The organism is Paenibacillus sp. Y916, from assembly GCF_056786435.1.
In genome coordinates this window covers 90,511-108,208 of record NZ_JBXCJA010000015.1, presented here as the reverse complement: position 1 = coordinate 108,208, position 17,698 = coordinate 90,511, and the positions used below count along the sequence as shown (strand labels likewise).

General features: G+C 40.6%; 15 protein-coding genes and 1 pseudogene. All 16 read left to right on the top strand.

The genetic code is table 11. The features are described from left to right. Window positions 1–333: 333 nt before the first annotated feature. Window positions 334–525, top strand: coding sequence for a hypothetical protein (locus tag AC1TO9_RS22340; protein WP_482060560.1), 192 nt, complete (start codon window positions 334–336; stop codon window positions 523–525). A 34-nt stretch (window positions 526–559) separates the two neighbouring features. Beyond that, window positions 560–649 (top strand): annotated as a pseudogene (locus tag AC1TO9_RS22335) (hypothetical protein); the annotation flags it as partial. A gap of 12 nt (window positions 650–661) precedes the next feature. Further along, window positions 662–1,591, top strand: coding sequence for an ABC transporter permease (locus tag AC1TO9_RS22330; RefSeq protein ID WP_482057213.1), 930 nt, complete (start codon window positions 662–664; stop codon window positions 1,589–1,591). Window positions 1,592–1,606: 15 nt separating this feature from the next. After that, window positions 1,607–2,476, top strand: coding sequence for a carbohydrate ABC transporter permease (locus tag AC1TO9_RS22325; RefSeq protein WP_482060548.1), 870 nt, complete (start codon window positions 1,607–1,609; stop codon window positions 2,474–2,476). A gap of 82 nt (window positions 2,477–2,558) precedes the next feature. Next, window positions 2,559–4,277 carry a type 2 periplasmic-binding domain-containing protein gene (locus tag AC1TO9_RS22320; RefSeq protein WP_482060547.1) on the top strand — a complete coding sequence of 573 codons (1,719 nt, stop codon included), beginning with the start codon at window positions 2,559–2,561 and terminating at the stop codon, window positions 4,275–4,277. A 184-nt stretch (window positions 4,278–4,461) separates the two neighbouring features. After that, the gene (locus tag AC1TO9_RS22315; protein ID WP_482060546.1) at window positions 4,462–4,695 is read left to right on the top strand and encodes a ribbon-helix-helix domain-containing protein; all 234 of its coding nucleotides are present in this window, start codon (window positions 4,462–4,464) and stop codon (window positions 4,693–4,695) included. Window positions 4,696–4,727: 32 nt separating this feature from the next. Continuing rightward, on the top strand, window positions 4,728–5,855 hold the full coding sequence (gene dnaN / locus AC1TO9_RS22310; RefSeq protein ID WP_482057217.1) for a DNA polymerase III subunit beta: 1,128 nt from the start codon (window positions 4,728–4,730) through the stop codon (window positions 5,853–5,855). Between the two features lie 161 nt (window positions 5,856–6,016). Beyond that, complete coding sequence (locus AC1TO9_RS22305) at window positions 6,017–6,292, top strand: type II toxin-antitoxin system RelB/DinJ family antitoxin (protein ID WP_482060545.1); 276 nt, start codon at window positions 6,017–6,019, stop codon at window positions 6,290–6,292. A gap of 361 nt (window positions 6,293–6,653) precedes the next feature. After that, window positions 6,654–7,667 (top strand): HD-GYP domain-containing protein, encoded by a 1,014-nt coding sequence (locus AC1TO9_RS22300; protein WP_482057219.1) that lies wholly within the window; start codon window positions 6,654–6,656, stop codon window positions 7,665–7,667. A 53-nt stretch (window positions 7,668–7,720) separates the two neighbouring features. Then, window positions 7,721–8,695, top strand: a complete 975-nt coding sequence (locus tag AC1TO9_RS22295) for a LacI family DNA-binding transcriptional regulator (protein WP_482060544.1) — start codon at window positions 7,721–7,723, stop codon at window positions 8,693–8,695. Between the two features lie 91 nt (window positions 8,696–8,786). Further along, window positions 8,787–9,812, top strand: a complete 1,026-nt coding sequence (locus tag AC1TO9_RS22290) for a LacI family DNA-binding transcriptional regulator (RefSeq protein WP_482057307.1) — start codon at window positions 8,787–8,789, stop codon at window positions 9,810–9,812. Window positions 9,813–10,029: 217 nt separating this feature from the next. Beyond that, window positions 10,030–11,325, top strand: a complete 1,296-nt coding sequence (locus AC1TO9_RS22285; protein WP_482057221.1) for an ABC transporter substrate-binding protein — start codon at window positions 10,030–10,032, stop codon at window positions 11,323–11,325. Window positions 11,326–11,451: 126 nt separating this feature from the next. Then, on the top strand, window positions 11,452–12,339 hold the full coding sequence (locus AC1TO9_RS22280; protein ID WP_482060543.1) for a carbohydrate ABC transporter permease: 888 nt from the start codon (window positions 11,452–11,454) through the stop codon (window positions 12,337–12,339). Then, window positions 12,332–13,177: a carbohydrate ABC transporter permease gene (locus AC1TO9_RS22275; protein WP_482057223.1), complete on the top strand. Its 846-nt coding sequence runs from the start codon at window positions 12,332–12,334 to the stop codon at window positions 13,175–13,177. The genes AC1TO9_RS22280 and AC1TO9_RS22275 overlap by 8 nt, the downstream gene beginning before the upstream one ends. A gap of 130 nt (window positions 13,178–13,307) precedes the next feature. Next, window positions 13,308–14,714 carry a glycoside hydrolase family 30 protein gene (locus AC1TO9_RS22270; RefSeq protein WP_482060542.1) on the top strand — a complete coding sequence of 469 codons (1,407 nt, stop codon included), beginning with the start codon at window positions 13,308–13,310 and terminating at the stop codon, window positions 14,712–14,714. Between the two features lie 21 nt (window positions 14,715–14,735). Beyond that, window positions 14,736–17,498: a beta-galactosidase gene (locus AC1TO9_RS22265; protein WP_482060541.1), complete on the top strand. Its 2,763-nt coding sequence runs from the start codon at window positions 14,736–14,738 to the stop codon at window positions 17,496–17,498. The last annotated feature ends 200 nt before the right edge of the window (window positions 17,499–17,698 follow it).

Sequence of the window (17,698 nt, the reverse complement as noted above, 5' to 3'; positions counted from 1 at the left end):
TATATTCAGACTATTGTCGAAAGGTACCTTCAATGCTAAATTGTATTAAGGAACAAAAGTGTTTTGGCTATCTCAATAGGTGCTGCACGATGAACTTAATATGAATAAAATGTTAAATTCACACCCTATATTTTTTATTTTATGAAAACGCTTTAATTTATTTAAAAGAGGTGCTTCATGGATCACGCGGGACATATATATATTCTGAATACAATGCTTGGCTGCAGCCAAAATCTAGTCTAGAGCCTAAAGCTTTGCGAATCAGTGCAGGAAAATGGATTCGAGATCGCAGGCGGCAGTAAGAGATGAAGAAAGAATTAAAAATATACCCGACTGATGGCCTCTATCGGAATTAACGGAATTTGCATTAACAATGTGAACGTGAACAAAGTAAGTGTTGGTCTGATTGCTGAACCGTTGCTTTCTGACATGGCAGAACTAGCTACACTGTTTAGACCTTTTGGCGCTGCTTCGTGTATAACTGCCAGCAGGACTGGAGAACTGAGTTCCACAGGAAACCCTTAACTCGGTGAAAGAGCGAGTTAAACTTCAACTACTCAATGCTCGTGAGTGGCGAGATCAAGTGAATACGTTCTTCTATCGCAAAACAGGAATTGACGATGAAAAGGGAAGAAAAATTTATATGTAAGGCGGTACCTATATGATAATTACAGATAAAAGGAAATCGCTCAGCTATATTAAACGTTACTGGGTACTCTATTTGATGCTGCTTCTCCCGATGGCCTTCTTTATCATTTTCCGTTATATACCCATGGGCTACATTCAAATTGCATTCAAAAACTATAGCATTGTAAAAAGTCCCTGGGAGATGGAATGGGCAGGAAATAACGGGTTCGAATATTTTATTAAGGCCTTTTCCAATCGTGACTTTCTTTATGCACTTAGAAACACCATCGGTCTTAACTTTCTTGACTTACTGCTTGGCTTTCCTGCACCTATTATTCTGGCCATTATCTTAAATGAACTCGCCTTCAAACGTTTCAAGAAGTTCACCCAAACAGTTGTATATATGCCACATTTTTTATCATGGGTTATCATTTCAGGTATGGCACTTCAGCTTTTTGCACCGACTACTGGGCTTGTCAACATTATGATAAACAAGATGGGCTTTGAATCAATTCCTTTTCTGAATGAATCTGCGTATTGGGTGGTCACCTACATATTTCTGGGCATATGGCAAAGCTGTGGTTGGAATACCATCATCTATCTGGCAGCCATTGCAGGGATTAACCCAGAACTTTACGAGGCTTCCGCGGTGGATGGAGCAAGTCGTTTACGAAAAATTTGGCATATTACGCTGCCAGGACTTCGTCCTACGATCATTGTATTGCTGATTCTAAGCCTAGGGCACATTTTAGGTAGTGAATTTGACAGACCTTACGCACTAAGTAATAAGCTTGTCTCAGATGTTTCTAACGTTATTTCCATATTCGTATACAACAACGGTATTCGTGGATTGCAATTTTCTCTCTCCACTGCCGTCGGTTTATTTCAATCCATCGTGTGCGTCATATTCTTGTTTGGAGCAAACGCTCTAGCAAAAAAATCTGGCGAACGCGGCATCTGGTAGGAGGGAGGATGTAACATGATTAAATCAAAAAGTACTAGAATCGGAGACTGGATCATAGCTTTATTTTGTATATTATGTATTTTAGTCTGTCTCCTGCCGTTGTTGAATATATTAGCACGATCCTTAAGCTCAGCGGATGCCTTGGTGAAAAATTCAGTTTTACTTCTGCCTGTAGGACTTAATTTCGATGCTTACGCGACTGTGCTTGGAGATTCCAAATACACTTGGGCGTTGTTGTGGACAGCAATACTAACCGTGATCTGCACACTTTGGTGCATGTTTATGACGGTTATGTGTGCATACCCGCTTATATATGACAACCTGAAAGGGAAAAAATTTATTATATCACTTATTGTCTTTACGATGTACTTTAGTGCAGGCACAATCCCAACCTATTTGCTTTTGAAAGAGCTGCACTTGCTCAATAATCCGTTAGTACTGATTCTGCCAGGCTCCATTAGTGTATTTTATGTAATCATCATGCGCAGCTTCTTCTTTGGGATTCCGGAGAGTCTTAGAGAATCCGCTGAACTTGATGGAGCAGGACCGCTTAGGGTACTCGTCAGCATCTATCTACCACTTTCTACTCCTGTGCTTGCAACGTTGGCTCTTTTCTATGCAGTAGGTCGATGGAACGGTTTCTCGGATGCATTGATGTTTATGTCAGATAGAACCTACTTCCCTATACAATTGCTGCTTTACAACATACTTAATAGTATCAGTAGTGTTGAGGTGGCTACACAGGAAGGCTTTTCAAGCCCAGGCCTGTCTGAAACGATTAAATCAGCAACGGTTATATTTGCAACTGTACCGATTTTGCTCATTTATCCGTGGCTACAGAGATACTTTATCTCCGGTGTTACAATCGGTGCGGTAAAAGGTTAGTTTTTGAAGCATGATAAAAATTGGCTATGTCAATTTTTATAGATTAATCCAAAATAGTAAATAAAAATGAGGGGGAACAAACATGGGATTTCGTAAAGCGGTGTCTATTCTGGCGATTAGTACTACTCTTGCTTTAGCACTTTCAGGATGTACCAGCGACAAACCAGCACCATCAGCCTCACCAGCGCCATCAGCTTCTCCAGCACCTACATCTAATACCGCTGAGGACAGCAACGATGCAAGACTAGAAGAGATAGGTCTCAATTCCAATTTGAAATTCAAGGACACTCGTAAGATTACAGTTGAGATTTATGACCGTGGTAATGATGGGGGAACCAAACCAGAGGACAACTTTTATACACAATATATCAAAGACGGAATGCTTCGTGATCACAATGTAGACGTTACTTTTGTTCCTGTTCCACGTTGGACAGAGGGCGAGGTAATTAACAACCTTTTGGCAGGGAATCAAGCGCCGGATATCGGTCTCACCTACTCTTATCCAACAATCCAAACGTACGCCAATATGGGTGGTATCCTTGACCTAGGTCCCATTGTCGAAGCAAACAAAGACCTTCTGCCAGACATGTGGGATTATCTAACCGAAGCAAACATCTATTGGGACAAGGATCCTGACTCAGGAACCTTGTGGGCATTGGAATCTCGTTTGAATGTCCTTAACCGTATTAATACTTTCGTGCGCGAGGATTGGTTAAAGAAGCTCAATCTCCAGGCGCCAACAACGCTACAAGAATTTGAAAGTATGCTCATAGCATTTAAAGACAACGCTTCTACACTTTTAGGAAACGATGCCGACAAGATGATTCCTTTTTCAACGAGCTTTGACATCGGCTGGCGTGCAGATCATTTGACTTCGTCATTCGTGCCTAATGAAATGACAGACAAGGACATCTTCACTCTCGGCTTTGATGATCGACATTTCCTTTTTCCGAATTACAAAGAGGGCATAAAAACGTTGAACAAGTGGTATAACGAAGGTCTGATTTGGAAAGATTTCTCGCTTTATCCTGCCGGAGATGTAACGGAGGATAATCTTATGAAAATGGGCTATGTGGGTGCTTTTATGCACAACTGGGATTATCCATATCGTAACGGTGACGACAGCATTCATGCAAGCCTTCAGCGGCTTGTTGGCCCAGATGCAGCTTATATTGCTATTGAACCATTTGCCAACGATGCTGGTATTTATAAGAAATTTTTATCAGGTCCTGTTGACCGTAAAATATTTTTCCCAGCTACAAACAAAGAACCAATTGCTTCTCTGTTCTATGTGAATTGGATTTCCAAACTTGAAAATCGTGTATTCTTGCAATTTGGAGAAGAAGGCGTTACTCACGAAGCGTTGCCTGACGGTTCCCTGAAAACAATTGCAACAACAGGCGAAAAAATTATGAATTCTCCAGCAAACATCGACTACACGATTACAAGTAATGGTCTTGACCTTGGCGATCCTGATAAGACAGTCAAGTCAATTGCCAACGGTTATGCTGGTGTTGATGCAAAATATATTGAGATCGCAAGTCAAATTACAACTCATGACGGACTGGTAGGCAAAAATTCCAATGTGGGTGAAATCAAGGCAGAAGACGGGCAAGGTCAAGCACTTAAAGAGAAACGTGATACGATCTTGAACAAGGCTGTTGTGGCATCTGTTGACAAATTTGACTCTGTATATGATTCAGGTATGAAGGATTACCTCGGTTCAGGCGGTCAAGCGATTATCGACGAGCGAATAGCTGCGTGGGAGAAATATCTCGGAAATGAAACAATGCTGAAATAGCATTCTACGAGCAAAAAATTGAAAAAGCCTAGAGGTTTGCGCATGCAAGCCTCTAGGCTTTTTTGTAGAAAAGAATTAGTATGCAGATTCTGAATGATGGTTGGCAGTTATTAAATGGTGTGATAAAATGAAAGTAACGCATATTGATTTAAGTTACTAAATTCAAATGGAGGAGGGGAGAAAAATGAGCAGTAATAAAATCAAGGTTGGTATATCTAATAAAGATGGCCAGCTAGGTTTTATGTTTACAAGAGGAGGGCTTCGGGACGGTGCAGGCAGAAAAGGTATAGGTATGACTAAGAAAGTATCATTAACCTTACCGAACGAGTTGTGGGAAAAAGTTGAAAAGCACTGTTCGGATAATAAATTATCCCGTTCAGAGGTTCTACGTAATATTATTGAGTCTTATTATTCATAATAATATACTTCGAGGATAGGTAGGTGAGGTCTGTGCTGATTGATGTAACAAAAGATTCTCTTATTGATGCTTTACAGCACGTCTTAAAGGCTGTATCGGCGAATAGCCCGATACCCATATTAACAGGAATAAACATCCAGGCATCTACAAATGGTTTAATGTTTACGGCAAGTAATACAAGTATGACTATACAATATAGGATTCCTCAGGATAGTAAATCTGTGACCGTACAAAGATATGGCGGTATCGTTGTAGCAGCACGTTATTTTAACGAGATCATTCGTAAACTTAATACAGGAATAGTTACATTTGAAATTAAAGAGCAATTAATTCTTACCATCACGTCAGGGATTTCTCAAATTCGATTATGTGGAATGGACCCTGCGGAATTTCCGTCAATTATTAATACAGAAAATCAAACTCTTCATAAGATTCGAATTAATAACGCTTTATTCAAGTCAACAATTAAACAGGTGGTAATTGCGGCTTCAACATCAGAAACTAGACCGGTATTAACGGGGGTCTCTTTTGAGTATAATGATGGTTCACTCAACCTAATTGCTACGGATGGAATTCGTCTTGCCTCTCGAACTATACATATTGGAAATAATGAAAATATCAGTACAAATGTTATTATCCCAGCAAAAAATTTATTTGAAGTATCAAAAATGTTGAATGATGAAGATGACACAACAGATATTGAAGTGGGCGTTAATCAAATAAGATTCATAACAAATGAACTGCAGGTTGAGTCTGTTCTCATTGAGGGGGCTTTTCCAGCTATAAAAAATGTAATCCCACAATCTTATTTATCTGAAGCAATAGTTAAGACAGCCTGTTTATTGCATGCTGTTGAGCGTGTTTTTGTTTTAGCTGGTGAATGCATAATAAAGTTGGTAGCCACTTCTAGTAAATTAGACTTATTATCCAGAACGGCTGAAATTGGAGATGTTCTAGATGCAGTTCCATTAAAGGAACTGAACGGAGAGGAATTTGTCCTATCACTAAACGGTAAGTTTCTTATTGATATACTTCGGTGTATTGATAGTGAGCATGTCAGATTAAGATTTACAGGAAAGGTAAGTCCAATGGTCATACTTCCAAGTGATACATTATCCTCTACACTGTTCTTAATTACTCCTGTAAGGGCACATAATTGATTGTTTACAATAGATCTAGGACAGGTCATCATTAGGTTAAAAATGACCCTAGATATTTTTAATTTTTAATAATCCGCAAGTGATATAACATGTGCAATGTATTTACAATGCACATGTTATGGGTGAAAATGAATGTAATAAGGTTAAAGGAGTTGATTAAGATGACTAAAACCACCAATTTAAGTATTCGTATGGATAAGGAGCTCAAAGAGCAGGCGGAGCAGTTGTTTTCCGAGCTTGGTATGAACATGACAACAGCTATTAATGTGTTCGTTAAGCAGGCCGTGCGTCAGGGGAAGATACCCTTTGAAATTTCGTTGAATATTCCCAATGCCGAAACCATTGCTGCTATGGAAGAAGCGGATAGAATCAGCAGAGATCCCAACGTAAAAGGCTATTCCGGTGTGGATGAGCTTTTTAAGGAGTTGAACTCCTGATGTACCAAGTGAAAATGACCAGCAAATTCAAAAGAGATTATAAGCTGGCTACTAGTTTATAAGCTAGAGCAGAACATGTTAGTTTTAACTTTAACACGAACGGGCACACACAGTGATTTATTCTAAAGCTGAATTAGCATATAAACTTTTGTGATTTAGCTCTCTTATTTAGGTGATAGATACATCTGCATTGAGCGCTTTTTATGTTTTTTGGAAAAGTAATACTACAAGAAAAAGTCTTTCTTTCGAGAAAGTCTTTTTTGTGCTAAGGAAAGAATGGAAACACAGAATAAGAACGCTTTCCATTGGAATATATGGTAAAATGGTTCAATAGAACCGAGACACCGAGGGGGATCGAACGATGAAAGATCTTATTGGGAAGAAAGTAGAGCATGATATTATAAATAAATATGGTGTTACGATAGTGCCGGCCCAAACCATCCTTAATCATGAAGCTATAAAGCTCTTAATTAGTCATGGGATGGATATGAATGAAATTAATGCAGCTATCACCAAATTTGGTGTGAATGTCATTGTTGAACCCAGTCAAACGATTCAACAGACGGTTTCTAAATCGAAGGAGTTATTTGAATCCATAATCAGATCTCGTAAAGTACCTTTGATGGAAATTCGTAAAGCAATCCTTCCTTCAATTCTGGATATCTCAAGAAATACGAATATTTTTGAATTGTTTGAAGTAGTTAAAGCGAAGGATGATTATACATACGAACATAATATAGGTGTTGGAATATTATCCACACTTATTGGTAGATGGATGAAATTAGACGAAGCTGAACTTGCAATTCTATCTTTAGCGGCGACTTTACATGATGTTGGCAAAGTGAATATTCCGGTTGAGATTCTAAATAAACCTGGAAAATTAACGGATGCAGAATTTGAAATAGTGAAAAAGCATACGATCTTTGGATATGAAATATTGAAAGAGACAACGGGATTGAGCCCTAAAATAGCTCGTGTCGCCCTGCAACATCATGAACGCGAAGATGGAAGGGGATATCCGTTAGGTATAAAGAAGGGGAATATTGACTTGCTAAGCTCGATTGTTGCCGTTGCAGATGTGTTTCATGCGATGTCTTCCAAGCGACCATATCACGAACCGATACCATTCCATGAAATCGTCAGTCAGATGGGACACGGGCAGTTCGGTGAACTGAATCCACAGATCGTATCGTTATTTCTTGAAAATATGATGAAAAGAACAATAGGAAAACAAGTGATTTTAACTGATGGGAGAATGGGAGAGGTCGTCCTATTAAACCCTCATAGAATAGAAACACCGTTAATCAAAATAGTAGATGATTTCGTAGATTTAAGTAAAGAAGAAGGTTTACGTATTAGAGAGATCATTGCTTAGTTATGGAACGTATATTGTGTGAAGCTGGTTAGCTAATAGGGTGGAGTGAGAATATGTCATCAATTAAAGATGTTGCCAAACATGCAGGAGTGTCTGTTGCCACAGTGTCTAGAGTGTTAAACGACAAAGGATATGTGAGTGGAAAGACGAGGGAAAAGGTAGAACTATCGATCAAGGAATTGGATTACACACCGAATGAAATAGCAAGAACGTTGTTTAATAAACAATCCAAAACGATTGGCTTAATTGTTCCAGATATTATGAATCCGTTTTTTCCTGAATTAGCCAGAGCCGTTGAAGATACGGCGACTAAGATGGGCTATAATGTTATTTTGTGTAATTCTGATGGGAATATAGAGAAGGAACAGCGATACTTGGACGTACTATTACAAAAGTATGTAAATGGGATTATTGTTTCTTCGAATACTTTAAATGCGGCTCAGATTGAAAAACTTCAAATTCCGGTAGTCAGCATTGACCGAGAAATTAGTAAAGGTTTACCGACCATTGTAGTGGAGAATAGAAAAGGGGCGATGATGGCTACACAGTTTTTGAAAAGTAAAGGCTGTGCAACAATTGCCCATATTAGAGGTCCTCATGCGATTGTCAACGCAAAGGAGCGCTATGAAGGGTACAAAGAAGTGGTGGGTAAGGAAACTTGGTTTAAAGAAAGCTATATTGCGAATGGCAACTATGATATGCAAACTTCCATTGAAGCGACACTTGAGCTGTTGGACGTACACCCTGAAATTGACGGTATATTTGCGGCGAATGATATTATGGCAATTGGTGCCATGAAAGCTGTGTATCAGATTGGAAAAAGGGTTCCTGAGGATGTTGCTATTATTGGGTTTGACGGAATCAATTTATCCAAAGCAACGATTCCAGAACTAACGACTATTGTGCAACCCATTTATGAGTTGGGGAAAGCAGCAACAGCTATGCTAGTTCAAATAATGGAGCAACAATCAATTGAGGAACCCTATCGTATATTGGACGTTAAACTTGTTGAAAGGCATTCAACGTGAGCTGTATGGAAATGCGTCTCATACAGCTTGAGATTCTGTTATCATGAAGGAAATAAACAGGATCGTAACTATGGGAAAAGGAAGTCATATGATGAAGACGATTACGATTTATGATATAGCAAAGGAAGCGAATGTTTCTGTATCGACAGTTTCTCGCGTACTGAATGATACTGCACCTGTGAAAGCGAGTACTAGGGAAACGATATTGAAAGCGATAGAAAAGCATCAGTTCCAGCCGAATGCATTGGCTAGAAGTCTTCTAAAGAAAGAAACCGGAACGATTGCAATGATTCTACCGGATATCACTAATCCATTCTTTCCAGAGGTGTTCTGGGGTGCAGAGAATGTCGCAAGAAGCAAAGGGTATACTTTCTTTCTATGTAATACAGCGGGGGATTACGGACGTGAATCAGAGTATTTGTCGATTCTTCGTGAAAAAAGGGTGGATGGAATCATCTTTCTGGGAGGTAGAATAAATCTATCCAATTGTCCGCCAGAACTGTCTCAGGAAGTTATTGAAATGGCACGAAGAGTTCCTATAGTGCTTGTTAATGGTAACTTACCTAAGAGTGGTCTACATCGGGTTTATACAGATGAGGCAGAGGGTGCAGCGATTGCGACCCAACATCTCATTGATCTGGGACATAAGGATATTGGATTTATCGGCGGAATGGATGATACATCAACTACGCTAGTGAAGATAAAGGCCGTTAAGAAAAAGATGAAGGAATATGGGCTTGATCTTCGCAAGGAATGGTTACACTCCGGTGAGTTTTCAGTACAAGGTGGAAGAGACCTAATGAATAAGATGCTGGATCAAGAGCGAAGACCCACTGCCGTATTATGTGTAAATGACTTCACGGCAATTGGAGCGATCAAAGCTACCATTGAACATGGACTTCGGATTCCTGAGGATATCTCCATTGTAGGGTTCGATGACTCTCCGTTGTCTACCGCTGTTATTCCTGAATTGACAACAGTTTCCCAGAATACAAATCAATTGGGTGAGCTGGCAGTAGAGATGCTAGATCAGATGATTAACGGTGAGAATCCCAAGAAACAAATTGTCCTGAAGCCGCATCTAGTTGTGAGGAAAAGCACAATTTCAATAAAATAGAAAAAGGTTAGAAGAGTATTGACAGGTAAAATAGATAGGAATATAATAAACTTACGATTAATGAAAGCCCTTTCATTGGTTGCGGATTAGATGGATCTACACCCGGGTTGTGAGACGGGTATTTTTTAATCGCATTATGAAACCGATTTCATGAAATGGGTTTCATAATGGCTGCAGGGAAAATCAAACTCTAAATCGAAAAGGGAGGGTACAAGAAATGAAACAGAAAATGGGTATTCTTATCGTACTAATGCTTCTAGTTATTGGTGTTATCGCAGGATGTAGTGGCAATAAAGATAATTCAGTAAGCAACACAGGTAATGGGGATGGAAAGATAGATCCTAACAAGAAGGTGAACTTACAACTAACGATGTGGGGATCCGAGGAAGATAAGAAGGTTATGTTGCAGCGTTTGGATATTGTGAAGAAAACCCATCCCAATATAACAGTGGATGTGCTACTTGTAGCTGGTGATTATGATCAGAAGGTACAGACAATGATTGCTGGTGGTACCCCCCCTGATATTATGATGATTGCTGAGAACTACCAGGTATATGCAAGTAAAAACCAAATTATTTCTCTAGATGATTTGATTGCTGCCAACAATGTAGATATGAAAGAAAAGTATTCTGAAGATATCGGTAGCATCATGAGTTACGATGGCAAGTACTATGGCATGATCGATCGTGCAGGTGCCATGGTTGTATTCTATAACAAAGATATGTTTGATAAAGCTGGGGTTGCCTACCCATCCAAGGATTGGACGCAGAAGGAGATGCTTGACGCAGCTCAGAAACTGACAATAAAGGAAGGAAACAAGACGGTGCAGTGGGGTTACTATCCTGGTTCTTGGTGGCCACAGTGGATGCAGTTGGCATATCAGAATGGTGGTTCACTCTTCGATGAGAATGGCAAACCAACCTTTGATACCCCAGAGGTTCGTGATGCGCTACAGCTCTTAAATGATATGAGCTTCAAGTATGGCACTTCTCCAACACCTGTTGAGATTGCCGATATGGGCAATATTGGGGCAGATCCATTGTTTGCACAAGGGCAGATTGCCATGGAAACAACAGGATTCTGGAATATCGGTTCCTTGTCTAAGGTTGAAGGAATTAACTGGGATATATCACCAGTGTGGGGCGAGACAAATGCGTTCTTCAATGGGTTGACGATTGTGAAGGATTCCAAGCATCATGAAGAAGCATTTAATGTTATTGAAGCTCTGACTACATTGGAAGCCCAAATCCCAATTGTTGAGAGTGGACAGGATGCTCCAGCGACAAAGGCTGCATTGACAAGTGATCAATTTATTAATGCAGAGTATGGCGGTAAAAAGATTAATATGAGTGCATTCAGTAATTCCAAAATTTATAAACAACCACTTAATCCGAAATGGAATGAAATGATGAAAGTTATTGATGATAAGTTAGGAGTCTATTTCACTGATAAAGTAACACTTGACGAAACGGTGAAGAGCATTCAAAAGGGTCTAGATAACCTGTACAAATAGATTGCTGATTCTGATAATCAATAAATCTTTATTGTGGTGTGGGATTAGCTGTCTAGAGCTGGTCCCTATCTTTGTACATATTTAGGATATTCTTATAAGTATTACAGAATACGTGGAGGTGTTTAGATGAAGAAAAGAGATGGGTTGTGGTTCTATGCATTCATTTCCCCTTGGTTGATTGGTTTTCTCAGTTTGACATTGGGACCAATTCTATTCTCCATATATATGAGTTTTACAGATTGGGATCTATTTCAATCGCCTAATTTTATAGGCTTAGGGAATTACAATAATCTATTGACCACTGACCCGATCTTCTGGAAGTCGATAGGTAATACATTTTTCTATGCACTGATCGCAGTTCCTTTAGGTATGTCAATCTCACTATGGATCGCGTACTTCCTTAATAAGAAGCTAAAAGGGATTACCTTTTTCAGAGTGTTGTACTATTTGCCATCTGTCGTTCCTGTTGTGGCTACTTCACTTCTATTCGTCCAATTGTTCGCACCGACACAAGGCATAATTAATCAAATGTTGGGTCTGGTCGGTATTGAGGGGCCGCATTGGTTGCTTGATAGCAATTGGGTTAAACCAGCCTTAATCCTTATGTCTTTATGGGGAGTTGGAGGAGGAGTCGTACTGTTGTTGGCTGGAATGAAGGGGATTCCACCAGAATTGTATGAGTCAGCCTCTATTGATGGAGCAACAAGCAGACAAAGTTTTTTTAGCATTACATTTCCGATGCTAACACCTGTTATCTTCTTTAATTTGGTTACGGGTATTATCGGTGCGCTTCAGACGTTCGCACAGGTCTTTATTATGACTTCCGGAGGGCCAGATAATGCCAGCCAAATGGTTGTTCCATATCTATTTCAGAACGCCTTCCGTTTCTATAAAATGGGTTATGCCTCTGCAATAGCATGGATATTATTCATTATCATCATGCTGATGACACTTGTTGTTTTTCGTTCGTCGTCATTATGGGTGCACTACGAGGAGGGGAAAGAGAATGGCTAGATTATCCCTACAAGAGAAGGTTGTATCCTATCTGATATTGTGCTTGGTGGGCATCTTGTTATTGGTACCTTTTGTCTACATGCTATCCATTGCGTTTGCGAGTGATGCTACGACTGTGAAGGCAGCTTTTACGTTCATTCCGCTTGAGCTAACTCTTGGAAACATATCTAAAGTATTTACTGATTATCATATGGGTACGTATTTGAAGAATAGCATTATTATTACGTTGTGGACGGTTGTTGGATCTGTTGTTTCAGCATCTATCGTATCCTACGGGTTTGCTCGTCTGAAGGCTAAAGGAAGTGGTATCTTATTTGTTATTTTGCTCAGTACGATGATGATTCCAGGTGAAGTGACTATGGTGCCACAATTTATCATATTCAGAGAACTAGGTTGGGTTAATACGTTCTTGCCGCTCATTGTACCTAGTTTCTTCGCGGGGGCGTTCAACGTGTTTCTAATCCGTCAGTTCGTGATGGCAATTCCCAAATCACTTGATGAAGCTGCGATGATTGACGGAATGGGGCATATCGGCATTTATTCTAAAATTATTGTACCGATGACATTTCCTATTCTATCTGCAATTGCTATTTTCTCCTTTTCCTATAACTGGGGTAACTTCATGGGACCGCTAATCTATATTAATGATCCTGAGAAGACACCGTTGGCGCTCGGAGTGCAACTGATAAGCACTGCAAGTGGCGGGCAAGTTCCACCGTGGAACATAGTAATGATTGCTTCGCTGTTCCTGACTATTCCAATGCTGTTGGTATACATGTTTGGCCAACGATTCATATATGAGGCGAACATTAGCGGTGGGAGTGCTGGTATAAAATAGACGTAGTTATGAAGGCTATAGCTATTGAACGTAGCTGTGTGGGAGATGAGATGAGATGGGAAGACGTCTTCGATGGGGAATGATATTTGGCGCAATAGTTATTATGACTGGAATATTAGGAGGGATTATAATGAATCGAACAGAGCAGACGAAGAATTTATTAGAGCCACTGCTGCTAGATACCTCAGCAATTCAAGTGCAACCTAACGATGGATATGATGGTTTTGAGGGTTGGGGCACTTCACTCGCATGGTGGGGACATATATTAGGGCAGTGGACAGACCAAGAGAAACTAAATGAGGTTATGGATCTAGTATTTGATCCTGATCAGGGTCTTGGATTCAATATCGTTCGTTACAATATAGGGGGAGGGGAGAATCCGGATATTGAGAACAATACACTACGTCCTGGCGGCGATGTTCCCGGATTTCAACCTACTGAAGGACAATGGGATTGGGATGCTGATCAAGGTCAACGGACAGTTCTATTAGCTGCAATACAACGCGGAGTTACGATTGCTGAGGCGTTTTCAAATTCGCCACCGTACTGGATGACTAATAGTGGATCAGTCACTGGAGCAGTTGATGGCGGGAACAATCTAAAGGACGAGTATTATGACAGCTTCGCTGATTATTTAACGGAGGTTGTTAAGCAATATAAAGAACGGTGGGGAGTGACGTTTAGGACGTTGAACCCACTTAATGAGCCTGCCTCGAACTGGTGGAAGATGGGCAACATTCAAGAAGGTAGCCATTTCAGCGTCGATAAACAGATGGAGATCATCGGGAAGGTAGCTCAATCATTACAATCTAAAGGTCTTGGCGATACAACTATAAGCGGTCCAGACGAGAATAGTGTAGATGAAGTGCTTGAGATGTTGTATGGCTATGATGAAGCAACGATGAACCATATCGCTCAGATTAATACTCATACTTACAATGGAATGAAGCTTGATGAACTTCGTGAATTGGCGAAGAATGGTGGACAACGGTTGTGGATGTCTGAATATGGGACTGGCGGCACTGAAGCTCATAATCATGAGGATATGACTAGCGTCATGGAGCTTGCTGAGCGTATTACTTTTGATTTACGTATGCTTCAACCAACAGCATGGATTTATTGGCAAGCCGTGGAAGATGAGAGTGCAAATAATAATTGGGGCTTTATCCACTCTGATTTCTTAGGTGAAGAAACCTATGAAATAACGAAACAATATTATGGAATGGCTAATTATAGTCGATTTATTCATCCAGGAAGCCGTATTTTACGGAGTGATGATGGTCGTACGGTAGCAGCATATGATGGCGAGAGAGAAGAGCTAACTATAGTCGTGCGGAATGAGCAGGCTGACAAGGAAATCGTTTATGATTTAACATCGTTTGAGTTCGGTAGCACAATAGCAGAAGTCTATCGAACATCAGTGACTGAGAACTTAAATAAATCAGAGTTACCACTCTTTAGCAACGCACTCAAGACGACGGTTGAACATCAATCAATAACAACAATAGTGATCTCCGATATTCGTATTAAGGAGTAAGACAAACAAGGAGTGTAGAGAATGCATAATATTGATAACTTCATTACTTCACATCACAGTGATACTACAGTACGATATGACTCGAAGAGTTACAGAATCGATGGACAGCAGGTCTTTCTGAATAGTGCAGCGATACATTACTTCCGTATGCCGAGGGAAGAATGGCGTGAGGTGCTTGTTAAGGCGAAGTTGGCAGGCATGAACTGTGTCGATACGTATTTTGCGTGGAACGTCCATGAGCCTGAAGAGGGCAACTGGACGTTCGAAGGAGACAATGATTGTGGAGCATTTCTAGATTTATGTGCGGAGTTGGGACTGTGGGTTATCGCTCGTCCGGGGCCCTATATTTGTGCAGAATGGGACTTCGGCGGGTTCCCTTGGTGGTTGAATAACAAAAAGGATGTAGTATTTCGGAGCTATAACAAGCCGTATCTAGAATATGTGGATCGATATTTTGATGCTCTCATTCCCATAATTCGACAACGTCAAGTTAAGAATGGTGGGACAGTAATACTTGTACAAGTAGAGAATGAATATGGCTATTTAGCTGATGATGAAGCTGCTTCCGATTATATGTCGCATTTGAGAGACGGATTGATTAATCGCGGTATAGAGGTACCACTAATCTCCTGCGTAGGCGGTGTGGAAGGAACGATTGAAGGTGCGAATTTCTGGTCGAACGCTGATCAGCATTATGAGAATTTATGCAATAAACAACCTGATACACCGAAAATGGTAACTGAATTCTGGACAGGCTGGTTCGAGCATTGGGGCGCCATGTCTGCAACACAGAAGACAGCAGCGCTATATGAGAAAAGAACGTTGGAAGTTCTCCGTGCTGGATATAGTGGAATCAGCCATTACATGTTCTTTGGCGGAACGAACTTTGGTAACTATGGGGGAAGAACGGTAGGGGCGAGTGATATCTTCATGGTGACATCCTACGATTACGATGCCCCCCTGAACGAATACGGGAGAGTCACAGAGAAATATACGGTAGCCAAGAAACTATCTTACTATATTAAAGCGATAGAGGGCCTGCTTCTGAACTCAAGAGAAAATGAAGGTTCGACCGGCTTAAGCGATGGATTCACAGCACGCTATAGAGCGCTTGGAAACCAGCGAATCTGGTTTGTTGAGAGTGGGAAAGAAGAGAGGGAGACTACATTCCTTACATTAGCTAGCGGAAATACAATACCGGTTACGGTTCAGCCGGGTTCCATTACACCCGTTCTTGAAAGAATGGAGGTTGTACCAAACGTTCTATTAACATGTAATACTTATCTTCTCTGCAATGAAGAGATAGACGGAATTCATACCTTGATTATAGCTGCTGGTAACGGTCAACGATCATGGATGGAAATGGAGTCTGAGCAACCGATTCAACTCGTAGGTCATAAAACACAGCTGATGGAACTAAGTGCGGACGGAAAAAGAATAATATTTGATAGCTATCACTTCCAAGAGACCCAAGTCATCTCTTTAGCAATCGGTGGCAAGCCTATTCAACTTATCATTGTGAATGGAGACATGGCAGATCATACATGGCGTGTAGAAGATCACGCTGGTATTCGTTGGGCACTTGGTTATTCAGATATGGATATTTCAGCCGACGGATCCATTAAGGTTGCCTTGAACAAGGTTGGCAATGAGGTCATTCATTTGGGCCAATGGGCTACGGATGGGACAGTGGCGACAGGGGTCTCACCGTACGTACATCTCGTTACGCCAGAGTTACAATTGCTGAAATCATCAGCTGCCGTATTAACATCTCCATTGGGAGGTTTAAGTACAGCAACACCGATGGGATTCTCTGAGATAGAGCAACCGTTCGGCTATATTCTGTATACTTGCAATTTGGAACAGGGTGATGATGGAGAAAGAATGGTAGTCATTCCAGCGGTACAAGACACCTTCAGAGTCTATGTTAATGGAAAGGAACAGCAATTGATTCGTCAAGTGGGTGCAGCTTGCGTACGCTTAAAGCTTGAACCCAATCAGACGAATTGTTTACAGTTACTTGTGCAGAACATGGGTCGATTGAACTTTTCTCCTTTTCTAGGTGAAATGAAAGGAATCACAGGCCCCGTATTCCTTGATGGAAATGCTATTGATCTGCGTGAACAGTGGCAATGTGGGAACGCAAATATTCATTTGGGACAAGTATGCCAGTTAGAACAGGACACGACGATACAGCGAACATTTACACTTAAGGATCAAGACAGAGCCATTGTAGTGGGAGCAACGATCAATAAATTGAGAATTAACGGAAACTTGATCACATCTTCAGGTTATGCAGATGGGGATTCCTTCCAGACGCTGGATATATCTTCTTACATTCGTGAGGGTGTAAACGAGATCGAAATGGCTTATGTTAAATCACCGCTGGATCGTTTGGAGCTCATCACCTATCATTCAAGAAATGAATTGAATGGTTGGAATATGCAGGATGTAGATTCGCTGGAGCGTATCGAGGTTCCAAGTGAAGAAATCTTAGGGGTACCCGCTTGGCATACCTTACAATTTGCAAGACCTAAGTTGCAAGAAGATGTTCATGCTAAGCTAAAGCTTCGATTGACCGGGATGAGTAAGGGATTCATAAAGTTGAATGGGATCGCTTTAGGTCGCTACTGGCAGATCGGACCACAAGAGGATTATAAAATTCCACTGGCGTGGCTACAAGATATAAATGAGATTGAATTGTTTGATGAAGAGGGTGAAAAACCTTCAAGAGTACGATTGGTATATGATCTTCAGTCTAGTGAAAGATGGATATCAATCTGATTGAGATTCTAGAAAAGCCATATGCGGACAATCGGAATTCCGTAAGTTGACCAATGAAACAACTTCATCAAGATGAGAGAGTTGGGACCCGCTAATGTAGACACTTATAAAAAAGTGTCTACATTAGCGGGTTTTATTTGGAGGACATGTTAACCCATGATATCATTAGCTAGATTAGCAAATAATATGAGTGAAGTAGG

Bases quoted from the DNA above. Each gene is read 5' to 3' on its own strand.
- AC1TO9_RS22300 (WP_482057219.1), top strand. From the start codon at position 6,654: ATGAAAGATCTTATTGGGAAGAAAGTAGAGCATGATATTATAAATAAA.
- AC1TO9_RS22270 (WP_482060542.1), top strand. From the start codon at position 13,308: ATGAATCGAACAGAGCAGACGAAGAATTTATTAGAGCCACTGCTGCTA.
- AC1TO9_RS22290 (WP_482057307.1), top strand. From the start codon at position 8,787: ATGAAGACGATTACGATTTATGATATAGCAAAGGAAGCGAATGTTTCT.
- AC1TO9_RS22305 (WP_482060545.1), top strand. From the start codon at position 6,017: ATGACTAAAACCACCAATTTAAGTATTCGTATGGATAAGGAGCTCAAA.
- AC1TO9_RS22280 (WP_482060543.1), top strand. From the start codon at position 11,452: ATGAAGAAAAGAGATGGGTTGTGGTTCTATGCATTCATTTCCCCTTGG.
- AC1TO9_RS22295 (WP_482060544.1), top strand. From the start codon at position 7,721: ATGTCATCAATTAAAGATGTTGCCAAACATGCAGGAGTGTCTGTTGCC.
- AC1TO9_RS22325 (WP_482060548.1), top strand. From the start codon at position 1,607: ATGATTAAATCAAAAAGTACTAGAATCGGAGACTGGATCATAGCTTTA.
- AC1TO9_RS22320 (WP_482060547.1), top strand. From the start codon at position 2,559: ATGGGATTTCGTAAAGCGGTGTCTATTCTGGCGATTAGTACTACTCTT.
- AC1TO9_RS22330 (WP_482057213.1), top strand. From the start codon at position 662: ATGATAATTACAGATAAAAGGAAATCGCTCAGCTATATTAAACGTTAC.
- AC1TO9_RS22265 (WP_482060541.1), top strand. From the start codon at position 14,736: ATGCATAATATTGATAACTTCATTACTTCACATCACAGTGATACTACA.
- AC1TO9_RS22315 (WP_482060546.1), top strand. From the start codon at position 4,462: ATGAGCAGTAATAAAATCAAGGTTGGTATATCTAATAAAGATGGCCAG.
- AC1TO9_RS22285 (WP_482057221.1), top strand. From the start codon at position 10,030: ATGAAACAGAAAATGGGTATTCTTATCGTACTAATGCTTCTAGTTATT.
- AC1TO9_RS22275 (WP_482057223.1), top strand. From the start codon at position 12,332: ATGGCTAGATTATCCCTACAAGAGAAGGTTGTATCCTATCTGATATTG.